6 protein-coding genes are annotated in these 24,074 nt (G+C 61.8%); 4 read left to right on the top strand and 2 right to left on the bottom strand.

Annotation, left to right across the window (positions count from 1 at the left end):
- Positions 1 to 85: 85 nt before the first annotated feature.
- From ACKAMS_RS16190 to ACKAMS_RS16180, 3 genes are all read left to right on the top strand, one after another.
- A complete protein-coding gene (locus ACKAMS_RS16190; protein ID WP_408989246.1) occupies positions 86 to 2,110 on the top strand; it encodes an ArnT family glycosyltransferase in 2,025 nt (674 codons plus the stop codon).
- Positions 2,111 to 2,144: 34 nt separating this feature from the next.
- A complete protein-coding gene (locus ACKAMS_RS16185) occupies positions 2,145 to 3,398 on the top strand; it encodes a hypothetical protein (RefSeq protein WP_408989245.1) in 1,254 nt (417 codons plus the stop codon).
- 574 nt (positions 3,399 to 3,972) lie between these two features.
- Positions 3,973 to 4,476, top strand: a complete 504-nt coding sequence (locus tag ACKAMS_RS16180) for a GbsR/MarR family transcriptional regulator (RefSeq protein ID WP_020908019.1) — start codon at positions 3,973 to 3,975, stop codon at positions 4,474 to 4,476.
- Positions 4,477 to 4,512: 36 nt separating this feature from the next.
- On the opposite strand, the gene ACKAMS_RS16175 is transcribed toward ACKAMS_RS16180, so the two are convergent.
- Positions 4,513 to 5,544: an iron-siderophore ABC transporter substrate-binding protein gene (locus tag ACKAMS_RS16175; RefSeq protein WP_269577773.1), complete on the bottom strand. Its 1,032-nt coding sequence runs from the start codon at positions 5,542 to 5,544 to the stop codon at positions 4,513 to 4,515.
- Between the two features lie 182 nt (positions 5,545 to 5,726).
- A complete protein-coding gene (locus ACKAMS_RS16170; protein ID WP_408989244.1) occupies positions 5,727 to 7,586 on the bottom strand; it encodes a DUF4012 domain-containing protein in 1,860 nt (619 codons plus the stop codon).
- Between the two features lie 192 nt (positions 7,587 to 7,778).
- Here ACKAMS_RS16170 and ACKAMS_RS16165 point away from each other — a divergent pair, with 192 nt between their 5' ends.
- The gene (locus ACKAMS_RS16165) at positions 7,779 to 23,972 is read left to right on the top strand and encodes an amino acid adenylation domain-containing protein (protein WP_408989243.1); all 16,194 of its coding nucleotides are present in this window, start codon (positions 7,779 to 7,781) and stop codon (positions 23,970 to 23,972) included.
- The last annotated feature ends 102 nt before the right edge of the window (positions 23,973 to 24,074 follow it).

Raw genomic sequence — 24,074 nt, 5'->3', positions numbered from 1 at the left:
CAGCAACTTTCCAGCCGGCTCCCAGTGCCGCCGGGGTTGAACGCGCGATCGTTGGCAGGACAGTAACTCGCGAAGGGACTTCCTGATGACCGCCGTTCTGCATCCGGCCCCGCCTCAGCGGCCGACACCAACTGCCCATCGAGCCGAGCCCTCGCCGTCGTGGTTCCGCACTCGTCGTACAGGATTGGCGCTGACGATTCTGTTGGCAGCAACGGCGGTCTTGTATTTGTGGAATCTGACCGCGAGTGGCTACGCCAATACCTTCTACGCTGCGGCGGCGCAGGCCGGCTCCCAGAATTGGAAAGCGTGGTTCTTCGGCTCCCTCGATACCTCGAATTTCATCACTGTCGACAAACCGCCCGCTTCATTGTGGGTCATGGGTCTGTCCGGACGAATCTTCGGATTTTCGAGTGCCAGCCTTCTTGTTCCGCAGGCGTTGATGGGCGTCGGATCGGTTGCGCTCGTGTATGCGGCCGTCAAACGAGTGGCGACGCCGGCTGCGGGTCTTGTGGCGGGAGCTGTGTTGGCAGCTACGCCCGCTGCCGCCCTGATGTTCAAGTTCGACAATCCCGATGCATTGCTTGTTCTGCTCATGACTCTCGCCGGCTACTTCGTGATTCGCGCCATGTGCACGGCGGTGGGTCGACGAGCCGCAATGTGGGTGGCGCTCGCAGGAGTCGCGCTGGGCTTCGCTTTTCTCACCAAGATGTTGCAAGGGCTGATGGTGTTGCCTGCATTTGGTGCCGCGTATTTGATTGCCGGACAGGTGCGCTTGCGGACTCGCCTGTTCCACCTGGTGATCGGTGCTGCGTCCGTTGTCATATCGGCTGGGTGGTGGGTGTTGGCAGTGTGGCTGTGGCCCGCTGATTCTCGCCCGTACATCGGCGGATCGATCAACAACAGCGTCATGGACTTGGTGCTGGGATACAACGGATTGGGTCGACTTTTCGGGAGCACCGGTGGCGGAATGTCCGGTGGTAGTAGTGGAATGGCCGGTGGCAGTGCAGGTTCCAGCTTTGGGGGAAGTGCCGGACTCGATCGGCTGTTCGGCAGCGAGATGGGTATCCAGATTTCCTGGCTGATTCCTGCGGCACTGATCGCGTTGGTGTTCGGACTCCTCGCCCGTGGGCGTGCACCGCGCACAGATCTTCTCCGTGCGTCGTTGATCCTGTGGGGTGGTTGGTTTCTCGCTACCGGCCTGATCTTCAGCTACATGTCCGGAACGATCCACCCCTATTACACAGTTGCGCTGGCGCCTGCTGTTGCGGGGATGATCGGCGTCGGTGGATACGCCCTGTGGTTGGTGCGTGCCCGCTGGATCGGACGCTGCGGCTTGGCGGCGATGATGCTGTCCGCAGGAATTTGGAGCTGGGTGTTGTTGCACCGCAATGCCGAATGGCTGCCGATGCTGAAGTGGATTCTGTTGGCGGGCAATGTCGTCGGCGCGATCCTGGTTCTGGTGGGAGCCAAGGGTCGATTTCGCAAGCTCGCTGCCGCTGGATTGATCATCGGTTCGTTGGCAGGGATAACCGGTTCGGCGTCTTACGCGATTGCCACTGCCGCAACAGCGCATGGTGGGTCCATCCCGACGGCAGGACCAACCGGCGCCGTGTCCGACTCCGGAATGGGTGGGGGAGGAGGCATGGGTGGGGGCCAAGGGCAGGGAGACGGTGGGGCTCTGCCGAACTCTGATGACGCGAGCAGTAATCCGACGGCGAGTGGGCCAGGAACAACGAGTGGGCCAGGAACAAGCAGTGGTAGCGAAAGTACTTCCGAGTTGACGGCAATGTTGGTCAATGCGGGCACCACGTGGTCGGCCGCGACCAACGGATCGCAAAGCGCAGCAACCTACGAGTTGGCCAGCGATACTGCGGTGATGGCGATCGGCGGTTGGAGTTCTGATCCCGCACCGACGCTGGACCAGTTCATCGAGTACGTGGCAGACGGCGAGGTCCACTACTACATCGCCAGTGGCCAGGGCGGAAGCCCGAGAGCTAGCCAAGGCGGGGAGAGTACGTCGAATGCTATTCAGGAATGGGTCGAAGCGAATTTCACGTCGACAACGGTGGGAAATTCTACGATCTACGACCTCAGCGGGTATGTCGGATAGCGACGTAGTTGTTGTCATAGGCAATGATCGAGAAATGTCTGGGCGCACCGCACACGAGTCGAACCGTCGCCGCGAGCAATGGACCTGGCGCGACGGGCTGGTGATCGTCTCAATCGTCGCATTGGGAACTGTTGTCGCGGCGGTGACGAACGAAGACACGGGCACGTCGATTCCTGGCTGCGATTCGGTGGCATCGCCGGGTCCGCCGGTGCGTATCAACTACGGTTTTACCGGTGAGCCCGGTTATGACGACCCGGACTATCCATGGTTCTCGGGACCGAAGGCCACCGCCATGAGCGACGCACTACTCGAATCGTTGCCTTCCGATGTCGACGTTGCATTTGCGAGTCCATCGAAATCGCTCGAGTTTGCGCCGATCCAGAATTACCGGGGCGTTTCGTTTCCCGACGGGGTCGACCCGATCGAGTTCAGCGGTTCGACGTCGGCGAAGGGAACCTTGACTCGCGTCGGGCGGACTGCGGATATCTCGGTTCAGGTTCGTGCATGGGATCAGCCGGTGCCACCGTGCCTGGAGGGGCTGGTGGATCGGCGGGAGTATCTCGCGAACGGAACAGTGCTCGATATCTCAGATTTCGAGGACAGAGCAGATTTCGAAGACAAAGACGGTTCGGAAGTCGGGGGCGAGCGCGGTGTAGTCGCTTATCTCGGTGACGGATCCAGAGTTGTTGCGAGCATCGACACATCGACCGGGACTTCGACGGATACTGGTCCGCTTTTGACGATGGACGAACTGATCGCGGTCGCGACAGCGCCCGGGCTCGCTGTGACTGAGCCGGTCCCAGACTCGACGCCGCCACCGATGGCATCCTGCTACACCGATTCCATGAATGCCGGTCCACCTGCGACGCGCATGGATATCGACCGACTGAATCAGTTGCTCGATGCACGTTGGAAGGATCTCGGCGCAGAAGAGGTCACTTTGGAACGCTCGCTCGGTTCGCTGGTTCCGGATGACTACGGACGGGGAGGGGCGTGCGAACAAATCGTCGTCTCGACATCGGACGGCCGCGGTGATGTCGAGATATCGATTGGTACGGCCGTCCCGGAACCAGGCGCGATCCTGACGTTGCCCAACGCCACCACGGTGACTCGCCTGGTCGATCCCGATGGCTCGGGCGATGACACGGTCCGGGTTGTTCACCCCTCCGGCGAAACAGTAGTGGTGACCCAGTTCGTGACATCGGCTGGCTCCACATCGGCGTCGCCTTTGACGATCGAACAGCTCGAGTTCATCGCAACGACTCCAGGGCTGGTGATTTCGCGGTAGTAGTGGACGCGTCTCGGTTACCGTGTCGCGAATGGCAGGAGAAATTGGTCGGTGGCGTCTGTTGATTTGCGTAGTAGGCATGGCTTCCTCGATCGGGCTCGTGGGATGCACAGTCGATTTGGAGCAATCGTCACCCTCGCGGGAGACACCAGTCGGTGGTCTTTCTGCAGGTTCAGAGTGCCCAGGCGACCCCATTGTGGAGGCGGCATTGGCTGACGCACTGCGCTCACGAGCATCCGAGTTACCTACTGGATTGACAGTCGGCGGCGGATCGTTTGATAGTGAATCGCGAAATGTCCGCCTCGATCTGTGCGTCGTGGATACCGACCCGCGCGACTCGGCTTCGTTGACCGCCCGGGCCATTCAGGCTTCGCCTCTTGGTGATTCGGTGAGCTCGATGGTCGTCCAAGTCCGCGAGCCGAATGGGTCGGCGACGACGGTGACGTGTGCCGACTTCACAGCGCACGACTTCTCGGGCGACCCTGCGGCGACGCGGAATGCGTGGGTGTAGGCATCAGCTGGCAGAATCGGAAGTCAATGTTCTTGTTGTCGAGTGACGTCGGAGGCTCAACGAATGGGCGATGCCAGCCCTGCTCGCGGTGACGACTTCTCCACGTGGTTCATTGACCAGTTCTCCGTGTACTGGCAGTCCGGTGGTGGAGCTCGCATCGAGGGACGCATTGCGGGCTATTTGTTGATCAGCGAGTCGCCAGGGGTCAGTGCCGAAGAGTTGGCGCAGGCACTGGGCGCCAGTCGCGGATCGGTGTCCACTTACATTCGCCGGTTGATCGACCGGGGGTTCGTCAAGCTCACGCGCAAGCCTCGGGATCGGACTCACTACTACGTCATGGATTCCGACGTGTGGGGCGGATTCCTCGAAACAGAGCACGTGTATCTCGAGAATCAACGCAAACTCGCGACTGAAGCACTGCAGTACGCAAATCCCAACGGCCCCGCCTACATTCGTGTCCTCAACATGCGCGATTACATGGGGTGGATCATCGACAATCGAATGTTGAGTAGCGAGTGGATGCGATTCAAAGCCCAACGCGACGGCAAGAAGCCCGCATCCGAATAGGACGCGGGCTTCTCGATCGCGCGATGCTGATCTACATCACTTGTTCAGCTTTGCGATTGCCTCGTCGATCATCGGCGCGTAGCGCTCGAGCGACCAGGGCACGGTCAGCGGGTTGATCATCGAGGAACCGGTGACGAAGGGCTGCTCGGTCGGAGCGATGACAGTTCCCCGAGTCACAGCGGGGATGGCCTGGTAGGCGGGCTGCGCTTCGATCTCGGCTCGATTGGCCGGGTCCGAGTAGAAGGTGAAGAGTAGGTCGGACTTGTCGAGGAGGTTTGCGTTCTCGAGGCCGATGACGGCGGAGTCTGTTCCTTCAGATTCCGTCAAGGTGTATACGACGGGATCCACCTGCAAGCCGAGTGCGCGGACCATGGCCACGCGCTGCTCTTCGGCGAAGAAGACGCCGAGGGTTCCTGGGCCCGTGTTGTAGATGAAGGAAAAGCTGACGTCGGCGTAGTTCGGATGTGCTGCAGTCGATTCCGCGAACTGCGACTTGATCTTGTCGATTTCGGCTGTCGCCTTCTCGGATTCGCCCATGGCTTTGCCGATGACGTTGATTTGCTCTTCCCACGTGATGGTCCACGGGCTTTCGGCGTAGGCGACGGTCGGCGCGAACGCGTTCAGTGAGTCGAACTGCTGCTGGGTGATGCCGGACCAGGGGGCGAGGATCAGGTCGGGCTCGAGAGCGATGATCGCTTCGATGTTGAGGTCGGTGCCGCCGGTGAACTGCTCTGGCAGTTCGCCACCCTGCTTCGTGACCGCTTCGTGCACCCACGGCAGATATCCGGTGTCGTCGCTGCCCCATGCGTACTTTTCGACGCCGACGGGAATTGTGCCGAGCGCGATCACGGTCTCCGCCGACCCCATGCCGAGGGTCACGATTCGCTCGGGCTTTTCGGTGATGACGGCGTTTCCGAGCGCACTTTCGATGGTGACGGTTTCGAAGTCGCTGCTGCTCGATTCGGTTGCGGTGTCGTTGTTACTGCATCCGCCGATTACCAGGGCGGCAATGACCAATCCGCTCAGGGCCACAGTTCGGCGAAGTGAGCGCACACGGGCGTATCGCATGGGGAACCTTCCGTTGTCGATGCGCCGAGGAGTGAGACTCCGACGGATCGCAGCCGACGGCCGGTTCCAGGCGCGTCAGGAAGCATAGGCTAGCCTTTGCCAAAGTTTCAAATCTCTTGAAAGTTCACGAGGCGGCAAACGCCGACATGACAGGGGGATCCGTCGGCGTTTGCCGGTCAGGCTCAGCAGGTAGGCACGTCGACCGTGATCTTCGGCTCGTCGACCAGCGGCTGGACAGGGACACGGGCTTCGCCCTCGGCTGTGGGCTCGGTCAGATCGAACTTCAGCTCAACGGTCTGTCCTCGCGGAATGACGGCCCTTGTCATGAATGCCGGGTGGCCCTGTTCGGTTCCGTTGACGGCAAACGAAATCTGCCCGCCCACGGAGACTGCGTCGAGTTTGGCGCCGGTCGTTGCCAGCAGTGTGACTGCAGCCACGTTGGTGCCCTTGGGTAGTCGTCCGGGGTTGTCGACGATCCCGCTGACATATTCGGTCAGGTCGGCGTCGGGCGCGTTGTTTGTCAGTCGAACGGTGACCGTTGTCTTTCGGGTGTCGCCGGTGCACGTCTGGGCTGTGTAGGCGATTTCTCGTGTGAGGTAGTAGTCGAGCTTGTTGCCGGCTTGGTTGTTGATCACCACACCGGCGTACGGAGCGGCATCATCGGGAATGGTGTGCCCGAGGACGGTGTCGGCGAGAACCGATTGTTCGTCGGGGTGAGAGCTCCACACGGCGATTCTGCCCTCGCTGACGCCCTTGCCCAGAGCTTCCAGCAGTGCGCTCGGCGACTTGATGTTCCCGGTCATCTTCTCCACGACACGAGCTGCGATTGTCTGCAGATACTGCTTTCGTGCCTTGTTGTCGGAAGGGAAGCGAGCGTACGCAGTCGACTCGGTCAGTTCCACGACGTTGTCGGCGGTGACCGACTCTCCGTCGGGCATCTTGATCGGTCCCACCGCTTCGAGGATGTAACTCAGGGCGATCGGATCGGTCGCTATCGCACCGTCGACCATCTCACCCCCGGACTCCTGTGACCACAGGGACTGCCAGATCTGCGCTGCGTAGGGAAAGTGCGAGCTGAGGTTGCTGTTGCGAGAATCGGTGGTCGGGCGACTGGTTCCGTAGAGCTGGTTGAAGTCAGGACCAAGGTCTATCGGTTGATTATCCAGTGTTAGTTCGGAGTTGGGGGAGAGCGTGTCCACCCGAGCGGCGCCGTTGTCGACTCGGACGATGCCGTATCCACCCAACAGGCCGCCGGTTCCTCGGGCTTCGGCATTGGTCTGGAAACCGATGAAGTAATTGCGCGGTCCGTCGGTGCCGAGCATCGCGGGTGCGATGCGCGCCGCGGTGGCGGTGTTCGTCAGGAGGGTAGCCAGTTCGCTTGTCTGCGACTGCAATTCTGCTCTGGCATCGTTAACTCGGCCCAGGTACTTCGATTCGCGAACTTCCTGTGCCTGCGACGACAGCAATTCCGCGGCGATAGCTGTTTCGGCCAATTTCGGTTCCGCTTCGCGTAACGGTGCGAGTGCCAAGCGTCCACCAGGCTGGACCAATTCCGTTGGTGCGAGTGAAGTTCCGACAGTGACAGCGGGACCGAGAACGTCACGCGTGAGTCCCTGAACGACCTCGGTCATCTGACGCGTCGTGTCGAAGGGCGACCCGATGACCGGAATTGCGGTGGCGATGTTCCAGGGGAGTGAATGGGTGTTGTCGTACGCTGCGGATGCATTTCGATCGGCTTCCACCGCGGCGGACTCTGCGACCCCGGTATCCCCGGCCAGAAGTGCACTCTTCGCCGATTGTGCATGGTCGCGAGCTGCTTCAAGGTTGTCTTTCGCCTCGTATGCCGTGTACCCGAGCCAGGCCACGAAACCGCCCACGACCAGTGCCGTTCCCGTGATTACGGCTACAGTTCGACGGCCTCCCGGCAGTGTGACCGTCCTCTTCGGTTCGCGCTCCGGGCCCCTCGGTGGGATGGTGTTGGAGCCGCTCGGTTCAGCCCCGGAATCGTCGTCGGACTTTGGTCCCACCGTGTCGTTGTTCATCCGCTGAAGCTCCTGACGTTTGAGTGCGTGAAAGCTGCGTCGACATGTCTAGCAGTGTTGGCCCAGTGGTGAAAACTTAGACGAGACAGTAGGGTTCGGTTCGGCCGTTCGTGGTGTTCGCTCCCATGGATTCACGTGATCAGCCATCGAATGTTCGTGAAAAACAAGGCTGGTGAAATGTGAGGTGACGGGTTGAGTGCTTTTCCGTTGTCTCGGGCTCAGCTCGCGCTGTGGTTTGCGCAGCAACTGAGTCCGTCAACTCCGTTCGTGGTGGCTCAGTACGTGGAGCTACGAGGACCGGTTGACGTCGACGCTCTGATCGCGGCAACGAACACGGCATGTCATGAATTGGAGTCGCCGTTCGTTCGCCTCGTCGCCACTGATGCCGAGCCGGCGCAGATTGTCGATCACTCGATCGTCGACGATCTCGCATACCTCGACTTACGCAGCGACGACGACCCGGTTCAGCGCGCGAACGAGTGGATGACAGCGGAATGCTCACGGCCACTTGACGTGATGTCTGACCGCCTGATCTCGGCGACTTTGCTTCATCTGGCAGACGATCACTATTTCTGGTACTCGCACGCCCATCATCTCGTGCTCGACGGACACGCGGCGATGACACTCACCGCGCGGGTGGCCGAGCGCTATTCGCATCTGGTTCATGGCAAGACGCTGACTCCATTCGGTGGTGTCGGGGTACGTGCACTGCACGACCTCGACGTCGACTACCGATCCTCGTCGCGGTATCGATCGGACAAGCAGTACTGGACGGAGATGTCCGAAGGCCTGCCCCGCCCGGTTCGCCTCACCGACGGTGCCGGCCTGACGTCCATGCCGCAGCACATGATGGTGCGGACACTGAATCCAACTCTTGCAAAACATCTTTCGAATGTAGCGACCGAGTGGACTACGTCCGAGGTGGCGGTCCTCGTCGGTGCATTCGCGTCCTATCTCGGTCGCATGACTGATTCCGATGACGTAGTCCTCAGCTTGCCGGTGTCCGGCCGCACCACGGCGACGTCGAAACGTTCAGGTGGGATGCTGTCCAACATCGTGCCTGTTCGTGCGCAACTCGAACGGGATCTGTCGCCACAAGAACTGGTGCGTCAGATCTCGGTTCAGATGACCGGTGCACTACGCCACCAGCGATTCCGCTACGAGGACATGGGCTTCCAGGAGGGTCAGGGCAGATCCCGTGAGGCGGCGGGCCCGGCCGTGAACGTCATGATGTTTCACGAAGCCATTCGGCTCGGCGACGTCGTCGGCGAATTTCACGTCCTCACATCCGGACCCACCGAAGATCTGTTCTTCAGCATTTATCCGTCGATCGCGGGGGAGAACGTTCGCCTGTCCTTCGAAGCCAATCCACGCCTCTACAGCGAACGTGACCTGGCGATGCATCATCGTCAGTTCGTTCGGTTTCTCGAGGGATTCCTCGACTCGGCTACCCGTGCGCTCGGTGACCTCCGCATCCTCTCGACGGACGAAGCGAAGGATCTGGTCCCCGCGCTAGGTCCGCGGACGGACGGATTCGCGACGCTCGATTCGGTCGTCAGAGGCGGCGCAGGGCAGGGGAGCGCCGTCGCGATCCGCGAGCAAGGTGTGGACGTCACTTACGACCAGCTCGGCGCTCGCGCGGATGCACTGTGCGCCTTGCTCGTGGAGAACGGCGTCGGACGAGGTGACGTCGTCGGGATCCTCACCGAGCGCTCGACCGATTCCGTAGTTGCATTTCATGCAGTAGTGCGGGCTGGTGCTGCCCTTCTTTTCGTGGATCCTCAAACACCCTCCGAGCGTGTCGCTTTCATTCTCGACGACGCCGACGTGTCCGTTGTGGTCGGTGGCGAACTCGTGAACGTGCCGGCTTGGGTCTGCGTCGTCGACCCCAGGGAAGACGAGACCGTCGAAGGGCCGGCGAATCGACGCGTGGGGGCGGGTTCATCTATCGCCGACCTGTCTCTGGACGACACCGCCTACGTGGTCTACACGTCGGGGTCGACCGGACGGCCGAAGGGCGTCGCGGTCACGCACCGAGGCATTGCGCCGTTGCTGCGTTCTCACGCCAGGCGACTGAACATCGATAGTTCCTCCCGCGTCGCGCTCCTGGCAGCTACCTCGTTCGACGTGTCGATCCTCGAGATTCTGCTTGCTCACGGCTGCGGCGCGACCGCCGTGATCGTTCCTCCCGGATTGATCGGCGGAGTGGACCTCGAAGACTATCTGCGGCTCGAGGGTGTCACGCACCTGATCTCGACACCATCGGTTCCGCTGACGATGGATCCTCGGAAACTGCCGGATCTTCGAGTGTTGAACGTCGGCGGCGAGCGACCGCCGGTGGCGCTCGTGGATGTGTGGTCGAGTCATGTCGACATCGTGAATTCGTACGGACCCAGTGAAGCGACCGTCGCGGCATTCATGAGCGAGCCACTCGAGCCTGGCGGTGATACTCCGATCGGGCGTCCGATCGACGGCGTTGCCGCTGTGGTGTTGGATTCGTGGTTGCGACCGACTCCGGTCGGCGCCGCGGGCGAGCTGTACGTGATGGGACCAGGACTGGCGCGCGGGTACCTTTCCCCGACGCTGACCTCGGAGCGTTTCGTAGCGGCGCCCTTTGGTGCCACTGGTGCCGGCGAGCGCATGTACCGCACCGGGGACGTCGTGCGATGGAACGATGCCGGTCAGCTCGAGTTCTTGGGCCGCTCTGATCAACAAGTCAAGATCCGTGGAGTACGCGTTGAACTGGGCGAGATCGAGGCTGTGCTCCTGTCGACTCCCGGTGTTGCGCAAGCAGCGGTGGTCGAGCGATCCGGGTCGCTTGCGGCGTACGTGACTGCGGCCGAAGGTGAGGACGGCACTGCTCATCTATTGAGTCAGAAGGCGGTCCGCGAACATCTGGCTTCACTACTTCCACGTTCGATGCTTCCGGGTTCGGTGACGATTCTGGCAGCGTTGCCCGTCACGAGCCATGGAAAGACGGACCGTTCAGCGCTTCCTGAACCGACATGGTCCGCGGTCGCCGAGCAGCACTCGACCGTGCACCGTCCGATCGAGTACGACGAGGAATTGATTGCCTCGGTGATGGCCGAGGTCCTGGGCGTCGGAGTTCTCGGACCGCACTCCGACTTGTTCGCCTGGGGCGGTAGTTCCCTCGACGCCGTGTATGTTGCAGCGCGCGTGAGTTCTGCACTCGGTAGACGAGTTGGTGTCAGGGACGTGTTCGGCGCCCCGACTCCGGCGCGTCTGGCCCAGAAGATTCGTGAGGACCGGGCGGAATGGGTGGTGGAGCCCGAGCGCATTTCGGACGAGGTCACCGTCGAAATCGCTCCGGCGCAACAACGTCTATGGCTGCTCAACCGTCGCGATCCCCAGTCGTCGGCGTACAACATCGCGTTCGAGGTCGCGTTCAGTGGTGCACTGGATACAGAGGCGATGAGGGCGGCGGTAGCCGACCTGACCGATCGCCATCTCGTCTTGCGTACCGTGTTCTCGTTCGAACAGAATCACGACACGTGGCCGATCCAAGTTGCGACCGCGACTCCGGTGACTCTGATCGAGGTTCCGTCCGAGGAATACGATACTGCGTCAGCGGAATTGGTTGCGGCAGGTTTCGACCTGGAGACCGATGCACCGCTTCGTTTGATCCTCACCTCCGGCAGCGATGCCGACCACCGCTTGACCGTGGTTGCGCATCACATAGCCTTGGACGGCCTTTCGTTCGCCACGATCGTTTCTGACCTGATCTCCGCGTACGACGCTCGCGCCGACGGGCGGTCGCCGATCTGGCCTTCGCCCGCGCTCGACTACCGTGACTATTCCGCTTGGCACAGAACCGTTCTCGGTGATCCTGCAGATCCACAGAGCTTGGCAGGTCGCCAGCTGGAATTCTGGTCCGACGCACTCGCCGGCGTTGATCCGGCTCTTGCGCTTCCCGTGGACAGATCCCGCCGGCCGGACCTAGCGTCGTCGGCTCGGGACGTGACTTTCGAATTGCCCTCGCCCGTCCACGCGGCGCTCAACGAGATCGCTCGAGCGCATCACTGCACAACCTTCATGGTGTTGCACGCCTGCCTTGCGATTGCGCTGAGCAAGATCACCGGTGCGTCCGATGTGGTCATCGGAACCCCGACGTCCGGCCGAACACACCCTTCGTTCGACGGCGCCGTCGGTATGTTCGTCGGGACCGTGGCGCTGCGAACGCTCCTTCGCGGCGGAGACACCTTCGGTGAGTTCTTGAGTCGGGTACGCGAGGCTGACGTGGCAGCTTTGTCCAATGCCGACGTCCCGTTCGACTGGGTGGTCGACCGCGCGGTCGGTGGGGCCGCAGGCGACAAGAATTCCTTCCTCAGAGTGGTTCTCGCTGTCGATCCGGTAGCACCGGATTCCGAGATCGCGGTGGGAACTTTGACGGCCCACGGCACTCCGCTACCTCCCGCGCACCCTCGCTTCGACCTCGAAGTGACTGTGCGCGAAGATCGTACGATTGACGGCGACGCGAGCGGTATTCGCGGCACTTTCCGATATGCCGCCGATCTGTTCGATGCGGGCACCGTGCAGAGCTGGGTCGAGCGACTGCGTCGAGTATGTGACTCGATTACCGAGAACTCGTCAATCATGCTGCGCGACATCGATGTTCTCAGCGTTGCGGAGCGCGAAGAATTGCTGGCTTGGGTGCCGGGGCCTTCGATTGTCGCGCAGTCGCTGCCCGACCTCTTCGGGGCCGTCGCAGCCCGGCATCCGAATGCAATCGCGGTGTCGAGTGGCGATACTCGCGTCACCTATGAAGAGGTGCGAGTTCGTTCGGAGGGCCTTGCCGCCGTATTGATCGATCGAGGAATTGGAGTCGGGGATCGCGTGGCGGTCGCCCTGCCTCGATCGGTCGACCTCGTCGTAGCCATCATCGCCGTCGTTCGCGCGGGCGCTGCGTACGTCCCGATCGACTTGCAGTATCCCGACGCTCGCATCCACTACGTACTTGCCGATGCAGGCCCGAAAGCGATTGTGTCGACGGACGAATCAGCTGGGCGGTTCGTTGGGTCCGAGCAAGCTGTCGTCCTCGTCAACGAGACGACTGAAGCGACGGCCGGTTGGCCTGTTCCACAGTCGGAGGCCGCCGCCTACGTGATCTACACGTCCGGATCGACCGGAGCGCCCAAAGGTGTGGTGGTGACTCACGACAACGTGTTGGCTCTGCTGGCCTCGACTCGCGAGATCTTCGACTTCGGCGACGAAGACGTGTGGTCGATGTTTCATTCGCACTCATTCGACTTCTCGGTCTGGGAGATGTGGGGTGCGTTGACCACTGGCGGATCCCTGGTGATCGTAGACGGTGACGTCGCGCGCTCTCCCGAAAGATTCGCGGATCTGATTGTGCGGGAGAAAGTCACCGTTCTGAATCAGACCCCGGCCGCCTTCTATGCGTTGGCGGAAGTTACGCCGGAAATGCTGCTTCCGCTCCGGACGATTGTTTTCGGCGGCGATCGCCTCGACGTCGGGCGCGTGCAGGGTTGGTTCGATCGGCACCCGGACGTGCGGGGTGTCAATATGTTCGGAATCACCGAAACCACGGTCCATGTAACCAATTTCGATCTCATCTCCGGTAACGAGACTGTCTCGCCGATCGGGTCCCCACTACCAGGGTTTCGCAGCTACGTGCTCGACGCGTCGTTGAAGCCCGTCCCGCCGGGATCTGTCGGCGAACTGTACGTTGCCGGTCCGCAGGTGGCCGAAGGCTACTTGGGTCAACCAGGGATGACGTCTTCCCGATTTGTGTCTGAACCCGGATTCGAAGGATCGCGGATGTACCGCAGCGGCGATCTGGTCCGTCGGCGAGCCGGTCGACTCGAATATGTTCGCCGCGCCGACGGTCAGATGGCCCTGCGCGGTTACCGCGTCGAACCGGGCGAGGTCGAATCCGCGCTGTTGGCTCACACGTCGGTGGAGCAGGCCACGGTGGTGGTGAGAGAACTCGACAGTGGGCCGACTTTGGTCGGTTACATCACCCCTGAGAACGGACACGACCTCGACGGTGTGTTGCGGACTGCTCGTTCGTTGTTGCCCGCACATATGGTCCCGTCGGCTTTGATGCCGCTTGCGTCATTGCCGGTCACGATCAACGGCAAGATCGACCGAGCATCACTGCCGGACCCGACGTCGCAAGTGCAGCCGTCTCGGCAGTCGCGAGACTTCTTCGCTCAGACAGTTGCAGCCATTCTGAGCGATTTGATGGAAGTTCCGCATATAGATCCGGTCCGGAATCTCTTCGATCAAGGGGCCAATTCCTTGATCGCCACTCGTCTTTCGTCGCGCCTGAACTCCGCTTTGGGCTGCAACCTCGACGTCCGCGATGTGTTCGAGCACCCATTCGTCGATCAGCTCGCCGGCATCGCTGCTGCCCGAATCGGCGCGGGGCAAGCGTCTCCGTTGTCTTTGGTACCTCGTCTGACTTTGGTACCGCGCCCAGGCACTGCGGAGGTGCAGCTGTCGGCTTCCCAACACCGAATGTGGATTCTGAATCAGTTGGATACAGAATCCTCCGGCTACAACATTCCGATCGTGTTGCGCCTGACGGGTGAATTGGACGTAGCTGCAGCCGGACTGGCAATTCACGACCTGATCGACCGTCATCGCACTCTGCGGACCGTATATCCGGTTGTCGGCGAGCGTCCGGTTCAGACGGTGCTCGTCGCCGAGGATGCGCTTCCGCTGTTTCAACTCGAGGCACTCGCCGGCGACGACACCGAGAATCGTGTTGCAGAACTGGTGGGTTCGGGCTTCGATGTCACCGTGGATCCGCCCGTACGTGCGGCACTTCTCCAGCTTTCGCCTGACGAGTTCATCCTGGCTGTTGTTATCCATCACATTGCCGCCGATGCTCGATCGCTCGAGTTGTTGGTACGTGACTTCACGGCGGCGTACATCGCTCGCTCGGCCCAGCAAGCTCCGACGTGGTCGCCGCTCGCGCTCGAATACTCCGATTACAGCGCATGGCAACGGGAATCGGGGATTCCCGAGACGGTATCCAGCTACTGGAAGCAGGCTCTCGAAGGCCTTCCCGAGCAGGTGACGCTACCCCTGGACCGTCCGCGTTCGACGTCCGCCCGCGCGTCGAGCTGCCGGGTAGAGATCTGGGGTTCGGTACGGACGGGCCTTCAAGCACTCGCACGATCGAACAACGGAACCATGTTCATGGTTGTCCACGCTGCACTCGCGGCGCTGCTGGCGAGGTACAACGGCAGCAATGACGTAGCTGTCGGCACTGTTGTGTCCGGACGCGTCACACCCGAACTCGACGAGCTGGTCGGCATGTTTGCCGGCACGATTGTTCTTCGGACCGAAGTCGATCCGTCGAAGTCGTTCGGCCGGTTGGTCGAGCAGGTTCGTCAGCGAGACGTAGCGGCGTTCGCACACGCAGAGATGCCTTTCGAATCGCTGGTTGATCTGATCGACCCACCGCGATCGCGTTCGCGACATCCGTTCTTCCAGGTGGCGCTCTCGTTCCAGACAACTCATTCCGCCGCGTGGTCCATACCGGGGTTGTCCGTCACTCAGATCTCGCCCGATGTCAGGCAAGCAAATTTCGATCTGCAGCTCAACGTCACGGACGAGGGGATCGGGGGTGGTCTCGGTCTCGAATTCGTGTATAACGCTGATCTATTCGATGATCTGACGGTATCGAGCTTTGCGGGTCGGTTCGAGCACCTCCTGAATCAAGTGTCTGTCGACCCCAATGTCGCGGTAGGGCGAATCGACCTGTTGACGAGTGCGGAGCGAGCTCTTCTCGTCCCCGCACACGGCGCGGTCGACCGGCCCGATGCATCTCGGTGTTCCGGTACGACGCTTGCCTCGATGCTGCGATACGGCGTCGAATTCGCTCCGGACGCCGTGGCGGTCGAAGCTGAGGGCAACACACTCACTTACCGAGACCTCGATGCACAGTCGGACGTCGCAGCCGACGAGTTGCGTTCCGGGGGAGTCGGAGTGGACCACGTCGTTGCCTGGACTCCCGATCGGACCATAGCGTCGATCGTGCGATTGTGGGCGATCGCGAAGGTCGGTGCAGCTCCGGCATTGGTGGACCCGGAACAGCCGCAGGCGCGAGTACGCGATGTCCTCGAAGCGCTGGGCGACGGCGCGGTCTGCGGCCTCGACGCCGGTGGTGAGCAGGACGCAGACTGGGCCAGACGTCATTCCGAGAACCTTGCGGCCTACGTAGTTTTCACGTCAGGAACGACTGGAACCCCGAAGGCCGTGGTGGTGACCAACGGCGGGCTCGGTGTGATCGCCCTGGACCTGCCCGGTCGATTCTCGGCTGGTCCAGGTTCGCGCGTATTCCATCGCGGAGCGCCAGGGTTCGACATGACGTTGCTCGAGGTGCTCATCGCGAGTGCGTCCGGGGCGACGCTCGTTCTGGCGAAGGACGACCAACTGTTCGGCTCGGGACTTGCATCAGCACTGAGGCGCGAGCGAATTACTCATCTGTGCGCCACACCTACTGTCGTCGCCTCGATCGGTGATCCGTCGCTGCCGGACCTTGCAACGGTGATGTTCGGGGGCGAGCGACTCGGCGGTGCGTTGGCGAAGCGCTGGCAAGCCGGACGCAGAGTGATCAACGGATACGGACCTGCCGAGTCCGCGATGTATTCGCTTGCTACCGAACCACTGTCGATCGAACATCTGTCAGCTGACACTCACGACGGATCCGTCGGGTATCCACTGGCCGGGGTCGACGCCGTCGTGCTCGATGATCGACTCGAACCGGTGCCGCCGGGAGTCGCCGGCGAACTGTATCTCTCCGGTCGAATGCTCGCGCGCGGTTACGCCGGCCAACCGGCCCGAACCGCGGAACGATTCGTGGCAACCAGTTCAGGAGCCCGGATGTACCGGACCGGCGATCTGGTGATGTGGAAGCCGGAAAGCCCCAAATCTGAAGGCAATATGTATCGCCTGCATTATCTCGGGCGAACCGACGTGCAGGTGAAGGTCAACGGTGTCCGGATCGAACCGGGTGAGATCGAGGCAGTCATTCAGTCTGTCGCGAACGTCGATTTCTGCGTCGCCGGGGTTCGGTCGGCCCAGGGTGGAAGTCCTCTGTTGGTCGCCTACGTGCGAAGCTCGGATGCCGAAAGAGTTGACACGGGTCAACTTCGCGCCGCTGTCGCAGAAGTCCTTCCGACGTACATGGTTCCGCATGTCATCGTCGAAATCGAGGGCGCGCTTCCGATGCGGAACGGCAAGGTCGACTTCGCCCGTCTCCCGGCGCCGACACTGGATGCTTCCCGTGCACAGGGGCCGGCCACCGCCACAGAACGCCTTGTTGCCGAAGCTTTTACTTCGGTGCTCGGCGGGAATGAGGACGACCGCGACGCAGACTTCTTCTCGCTCGGCGGCAACTCGCTGTCGGCCGCAGAGGTTACCTCGCTCTTGAGTAGTTCCCTTGGGCTGGTTGTTCCGCTCCGGACCGTATTCGAGCATCCAACAGTTGCGGCGTTGGCGGCCCGGATCGATTCGCTCGAGCAGAGTGGCCCGGCGACCGATGTTGTCCGACTGGAACCGCGGCGCGACCCCACGCCCGCACCTCTGTCACGGAACCAGCGTGCGATGTGGGTACTGAACCAGCGGAACACGTCGAGCGGTGCGTACAACCTGCCGATCTGCATCGAGATCGACGGTGAACTCGACGTGCCCGCGCTGCGGCACGCAGCGACGGATCTTGTCGGCCGTCATGACGTCCTCAGAACCCGGTATCCGGGCACTCCACCGGTTCAGGTCGTGGATCCTCCGACCCCCCTGACAATTGAAACGCGACTGGTCGCCGACATCGAGGTCGAGGTGCTGCTGCGAGAGTTCGGCTCGCGCGGTTTCGATGTAGCGGCAGACCTGCCGGTGCGCTGGATGCTGCTCCAGGTGTCACCGGTCAGGCACGTTCTGGCAGTGAGCTTTCATCACATCGCAGTCGACGGGGTGTCGATGCGAACGGTGGTCGGCGACCTGCTGACCGCTTACGGCAAGCGACGAGCTGGACTGGATCCGCAATGGTCTCCGCTGCCGATCCAGTACGGGGATTTTGCCGCGTGGGAGGCAGCACGTGACGTTTCCCCTGTCGTCGAGGAGTTCTGGCGCCGAACGCTCGACGGTGTGACATCTGTGTCGCCGCTGACGGTGGATCATTCTGATGGCGGGCCGGATTCCGTAGCGCAGCGAGTGAACTTCGTGATTCCAGCCGTCATCACCTTGTCACTGCAGGCGCGAGCCGATCGATTGAAGGTCTCGCTGTTTGCGGTGGTTCATGCGGCGTTGTCCGTGGTGCTTGCCAAGCTGAGTGGAAATCCCGATGTCGTGATCGCGACAGCTGTCGACGGACGGCGTACGCCTGAGCTCGACGGCGTGGTCGGCATGTTCGTGGATACGGTGCCTCTTCGCCTTCGGATCGACGGGGACGTGCCGATCGACCTTCTGTTGGGTGCAGCTTTCCATGCTGATGTGGCAGCATTCGAAAATAGCTCTGTTCCTGCCGAATTGGTTGGTGAGCTGCTCGGCGGACGAACTCCCCAGATTGCGCTGGGTCTGCAGAACTTCGCGATCCCTGCCGTGGAGGTGGCCGGTCTCACGATTGAGGCTCGCGAAATCGAGACCGCGACAACGAAGTTCCCCATGCACGTCTCGCTCGCACCCGCTGTCGACGGATCATTGACCGGAGCGCTCATCTATGCCGCGAGCGCGTTCGATCCTTCGAGCGCCGACGCGGTTGCTCGACAACTGTCGAGAGTGCTCACCTCGATGGCCGAGGATGTGCCAGTACTCGTTTCGGATCTCGCGGTGGGCGCGGCGCCCAGTTGGACTGCTGTCGAGGTCGATTCGTCCCGGACGCTGACCCAGATTTTCGCCGCCACAGCGGCGCGATTCCCTGACAACATTGCTCTCGACGACGGGCAGCGCACGGTGACGTATGCCGAACTCGACTCTGCCTCGGATGCCCAAGCCTGGGAACTGGTGGCTCGGGGCGCAGGACCGGGTGCCGTGTACGAGATTCCGGCGGTACGGACTATCGCGTACCTGGTCCGAATGTTGGCGATCTCGAAAACGGGCGCGGCATTCGTGCCGATCGACCCCGACCTGCCGCCGGCACGGCTGAAGCAACTGCGCACAGTGCTCTCCGACCGCAGCCCCGTTCCCGGTCGGCAGTATCCGGATTCAGTCGCGTACGTCGTTCACACGTCCGGGTCGACTGGTGAACCGAAAGGCGTTGCAGTCACCCACCGAGGTCTGGGCCTTCTTACCGACGACGCAATCCGGAAGTACGGCGTGACTTCGGACTCGGTTGTGCTGCACGGTTACAAACCGACGTTCGATGCGGCGATTCTCGAGATGATGTTGGCGATCGGCGCCGGGGCTACCTTGGCGGTCGCTCCTCGGGAGGCTTTCGGCGGAAGGGCACTCGAAGAATTCGTCGCAGAACGCGGCGTCACTCACATGTTGTCCACTCCGGCCGTACTCGACACCATGGCTCCGGAGCGGTTCGACTCGTTGGAGGTGGTGGCAGTCGGTGGCGATGTGCTCTCACCTTCCACCGCGCGTGCATGGAGTCGCCGCGCGCGAATGCTCAACGCATACGGACCGACGGAATGCACGGTGGTCACGACCGTCGCCGAGGTGGATCATCGGGTCACCATCGGAGTTCCGCTCGCCGGAATCGGTGCAGAGGTACTGGATACGCGACTGCGTCCGGTGCCGTGGGCCGGGATCGGTGAGTTGTACGTCAGCGGGCCCGGGCTTGCGATGGGCTATGCCGGAGATCCCGCCGGCACCGCCAGCTCGTTCGTCGCAGCACCAGGTGGACGCCGCCGTTATCGGACCGGTGATCTGGTTCACCGCCGCACCGATGACACGCTCGGATTCGTCGGACGCTCCGACCGTCAGATGAGCGTGCGAGGAATCCGCGTCGAGCCCGCCGAAATCGAATCAGCTCTGCGGCGGTGCACGGGCGTCGAGGCTGCGGCGGTTGTCCTCGTCGACGAGATCGCCGTTGCGTGCGCGGTTGGCGATGGTGTGGAGGCGGATCAGCTGACAATCGAGTTGGCCGCGATGTTGCCTGCGTATCTGATGCCCGGCCGCGTGGTCGTGTTGGAGTCGATCCCGCTGACGACAAACGGAAAACTGGACGCAGATGCGTTGCGGCGCCATGTGTTCGAGAGCCAGGCGCCCGATGCAGCAGTGACGGTTTCGGAGGAACTCGTCACCGCTGTCATGTCGGAACACGTGTCCGGAAGTTTCGGCGCTCTGCACAACCTGTTCGAATCAGGTGGTGATTCGTTGGCCGCAGCAGCGGTGGCAGGTCGACTCGCCTCGATCTTCGCGCGGGATGTGCCTGTTCGCGCCGTCTTCGACAATCCGTCGCCGCGAGCGATGTCTCAGTGGCTGTCGGCGAGCGCGTCCGATGGCAAGCGCCGCGAACTGACTCGACGTGATTCCGGCATGCCGGCCCCACTGGCGCCCTCGCAACAACGACTTTGGCTGATCAATCAGCTTCAGCCGGAATCGACTGCGTACAACCTGACGTTTGCAGCGGTCCTGGCAGACGACATCGATCGTTCGGTTTTGAGCAGCGCCCTCGGTGACGTCGTCGATCACCATGCCGTGTTGCGAACTGTGTTTGTTCCGGGTGAGTTCGGTCCACAACAGGTTGAAATAGACTCTGTTGCAGTCGATCTCACCGCTGAGTGCGTCGACGATATCCGTGCGAGCGCTTCGGCCTTCGCGACTGTGCCGTTCGATCTCGAACGAGATGTTCCGTTCCGTGTGCGTGTGTTCAGCGAAAATGCAGGAGCCGATTCTGCAGGATTGACTGTCCTGGTACTGGTTGTTCACCACATCGCAATCGACGGTGCGTCGATGGGCCCGATCCTTGCCGATTTCGCGGCAGCCTTCGAGGCGAGGGTGCTCGGAAGGGAATGGGATCGCTCCGCCGGCGGGATCAGCTACGGCGACTACAGTCTCTGGGCGAGAGAGAGCTTGGGCGATCCGGAGGATCTTCTGAGCGTGGCGCATCGGCAACTCGACTACTGGTCGAACGCACTTGGTGGCGTCGAGGATGTGTTGGCTCTACCCGTCGACAACCCCCGGAGTCCGGTGTCTTCACGATCCGACGAGATGGTGACGGAAGTCCTCGATGGTGCCACCTATGACGCGTTGTCGGCGTTGGCTCGTTCGCATGGCGTCACGGTATTCATGGTTGTCCACAGCGTGATTGCCGTGCTGCTCGCTCGCGAGTGCGTCACGGACGACGTCGTGGTGGGAGCAGCTGTGAGTCTGCGGAACGATCCGGCGCTGCTGAGCGTGGCCGGCATGATGGTGGGTACTGTCGCATTGCGCACGAGGATCAACTCCTCCGACCGCTTCGCTGCTGTCCTGGACGAGGTTCGCCGTGTCGATCTGGAAGCAATGGCGAACGCGGACGTCTCGTTCGACGATGTAGTTGCGAAGGTCGATCCGCCGCGCAGGATGAACGAGCATCCCCTGTTCACCGTCATGCTGGCATATCGGCGAGCGCTCGACGTGCCGCAGATCGACGGCATCACCGTCTTCGACATCGACAAGACAGGGTCGTCGACCGGTTACGACTTGACGTGGGACCTGGTCGACACCGGTGACAGTCTGACGATTCGATTGCTGTATGCCACAGACAGATTCCGCGCGTCGACCGCGGAACTGTTCATGCAGCGGGTGACACGTATCGCCGAAGCAGTGACAGGTGAACCCGAGATCGTGGTCGGGGAGATCGAATTGCTGTCCGGTCTCGAACGCTCGGCGCTGACGGCTGCGAATCCTCGACACGTCGAACCGCTGACGATTGCGGACATTTTCGAACGCGCGCTGCGGCAGGCACCCGACGGCATCGCGCTGGAAGAGAACGGCAGGCGCTGGACCTATCGCGACCTGCACGAGGAGTCGTCGCACTGGACTCGCGAGTTGGCGGTCCGAGGAATCGGACCCGATGACGTGGTGGCCGTTGCGCTCGGTCGCGGGCATCTGTGGATCGTTGCGCTGTGGGCGGTAGCGCGGGCAGGCGCAGCGTGGCTGTCGCTCGATCCGGCGCTGCCGACAGCGCGCCGACAGACGATGGTCGAGGAGTGCGGTTCGGTTGTCGGTTTGACAGCGCGAGGTGCATCCGAGAGTTTGCCGGACTCCGTCGAGTGGGTGGCGATGGATGAATCCTGCACTGCTGGTGGGGCTGTCGAGGTATCGGCAACGCCGGCTCATCCCGACAACCTCGCCTACGTCATCTACACGTCGGGTTCCACGGGAAGACCCAAGGGTGTCGAGGTTTCACACCGCGGCATCATGAACGTCTACACCGCGCACGCCGAGATCGCCGAGCTCGATCGTGGCCCCCGAGTCCTGCAATTGGCGTCGTTGACCTTCGACGCGTCGGTGATCGAGATTCTTCTGGCGGCGGCAGGGTGTGGAACGTTGATTCTGGCTCCTGACTTCGTCTACGGGGGAGAGGAACTCACGAATCTGCTGATCGCTGCCGACGTCACACATCTGATCGTGACGCCAACGGTCCTGGCCACAGTCGATCCGGATGCAGTGCAACCGTTGATCGTCGAATCGATGGGGGAGCCGCTCTCTGCCCGCCTTGCGTCGGCGTGGTCACCCCGACATCGCATCGTCAACGGATACGGACCGACCGAATCAACGATCGCGGCATCGATTTCCGCGCGGATCACTGACGGGGACGTCACCGTCGGCACCCCGGTACCTGGCACGACGGCGTTTGTTCTCGATCAGAGGCTCCGACCGGTTCCGGATGGCGTTGCGGGAGAACTATTCCTCGCCGGCGAGAATGTGGCACGGGGGTACGTCGCCTCTCCGGGTCTGACTTCCGAGCGTTTTGTCGCCAATCCTTATGCGGTGGGGACTCGGATGTATCGCACGGGTGACCTCGTGCGTCGTAGGCGTCACGACCGAGCGCTCGAGTACCTGGGGCGCAACGACGCACAGGTGAAGGTGCGGGGTGTCCGCGTGGAACCGGCGGAGGTCGACGTGGCTCTGTCAAGCCATGGAGCAGTGATCTTCTCGGTTACCGTCGTCTCTGACGACGGGCACGGATCCGCTGAACTCCGGTCGTACGTAACGCTGGCGGAAAACGGTTCGGTGACGGAATCGGAGCTTCGCGGGTTTGTCTCCGGCCTGCTGCCGAAGCACCTGCTGCCTTCTTCGGTGACGGTGATGGGAGTGGTCCCGTTGCTCGCTTCGGGGAAGATAGACGTAGCGGCACTTCCTGCTCCTTCGCCGCAGGTAGGGTCGAGTGTGGATCGACCCGTCTCGGATACCGAACGTCAAGTGGCACAGGCATTCGAGGGCGTGACCGGCGCGAAATCGGTGGGCCGCTACGACGACTTCTTCGAGCTCGGCGGGACATCCATGGGTGCAGTTCGAGTGGCTTCGCGCTTGCGTGAGACCCTGAACAGGGATTTCCCGGTTCAATGGATTTTCACCGATCGAACTGTGGCGGAGCTTGCCTCTCGGATGGATCTCGTTCATGCCGACGTCGTGGAGGGTGATTCGTTCCATTCGGATCCGCTGGACACGATCGTCATGTTGGGCGGCAATCCTGATGACCTAAGGCCGCCGTTGTTCTGTGTGCATCCGGTCAGCGGAATTGCCTGGTGCTACGTCGGACTCGTCGGTCAGCTCGAAGGTCGACGGGTATACGGCATCCAGGCAACGGGTGCAGGTGAGCTACCCGGCACGGTGGCGGAGTTGGCGTCGGGGTATGTCGATGCCGTACGGAATGTGCAGCCGTCGGGTGAATACCATCTACTGGGTTGGTCTGCCGGTGGAACGATCGCGCTCGAGATGGCGAGCCAACTCGAAGAGACGGGCGATCTGGTCGGTTCGGTTGTCATGCTCGACGCGCTGTTGCCGGAGATGATGCCATCGGTACAAGCGGCTCCGAAACCTTCCGAACTGTTTGCACAGATCGGACTAGCTGAGGTTGAAACTGAAACTGCAGCATTGACTTTCGTAGACGTTGCGGCAGAGATCCGAAGGCAGACCGGTATGGATTTCCTTTCCGATACGGTTCTCGAATCCGTGGTGGGGCGGGTTGAAAAACTGTCGCGAATCGTCCGGGACCACACGCCGCGGCGCTATTTCGGTTCAGTGGAATTGTTTGTGGCGCAGCATGATCTGCCTGAACATCGTCACCTGGTCGAAAAATGGTCCCAACTGGTGGGGCCGCTGCGGCCGTACTTGGTCGACTGCTCTCACGCGGAAATGTCGAGCATGGAGGCTTTGGCGAGTGTTGCGAAAGTCCTCGTCGACAATTCTCAAGGCGTCGAATCCGAGGCGGGGGAGAGCAATCATGCTGGGGTGCAGTAGATCTGCGGTGCCGGGACTTTGGTCCGGAGTTGTCACACCCGGGGTCCCCCATGCTTCCGTTCCACAAGTAGAACCCGTAGCATTTTCCTTGTGGCAGTAAGC

Origin of the sequence: Rhodococcus sp. 5A-K4 (genome assembly GCF_046097995.1) — a bacterium.
In the GTDB taxonomy this organism is placed as follows: Bacteria; Actinomycetota; Actinomycetes; order Mycobacteriales; family Mycobacteriaceae; genus Rhodococcus_F; species Rhodococcus_F erythropolis.
This window is presented reverse-complemented; position numbering and strand designations above follow the sequence as displayed.

Excerpts from the sequence above, each read along its gene's own strand:
- ACKAMS_RS16190 (WP_408989246.1), top strand. The coding sequence starts at position 86 with ATGACCGCCGTTCTGCATCCGGCCCCGCCTCAGCGGCCGACACCAACT.
- ACKAMS_RS16185 (WP_408989245.1), top strand. The coding sequence starts at position 2,145 with ATGTCTGGGCGCACCGCACACGAGTCGAACCGTCGCCGCGAGCAATGG.
- ACKAMS_RS16180 (WP_020908019.1), top strand. The coding sequence starts at position 3,973 with ATGGGCGATGCCAGCCCTGCTCGCGGTGACGACTTCTCCACGTGGTTC.
- ACKAMS_RS16175 (WP_269577773.1), bottom strand. The coding sequence starts at position 5,544 with ATGCGATACGCCCGTGTGCGCTCACTTCGCCGAACTGTGGCCCTGAGC.
- ACKAMS_RS16170 (WP_408989244.1), bottom strand. The coding sequence starts at position 7,586 with ATGAACAACGACACGGTGGGACCAAAGTCCGACGACGATTCCGGGGCT.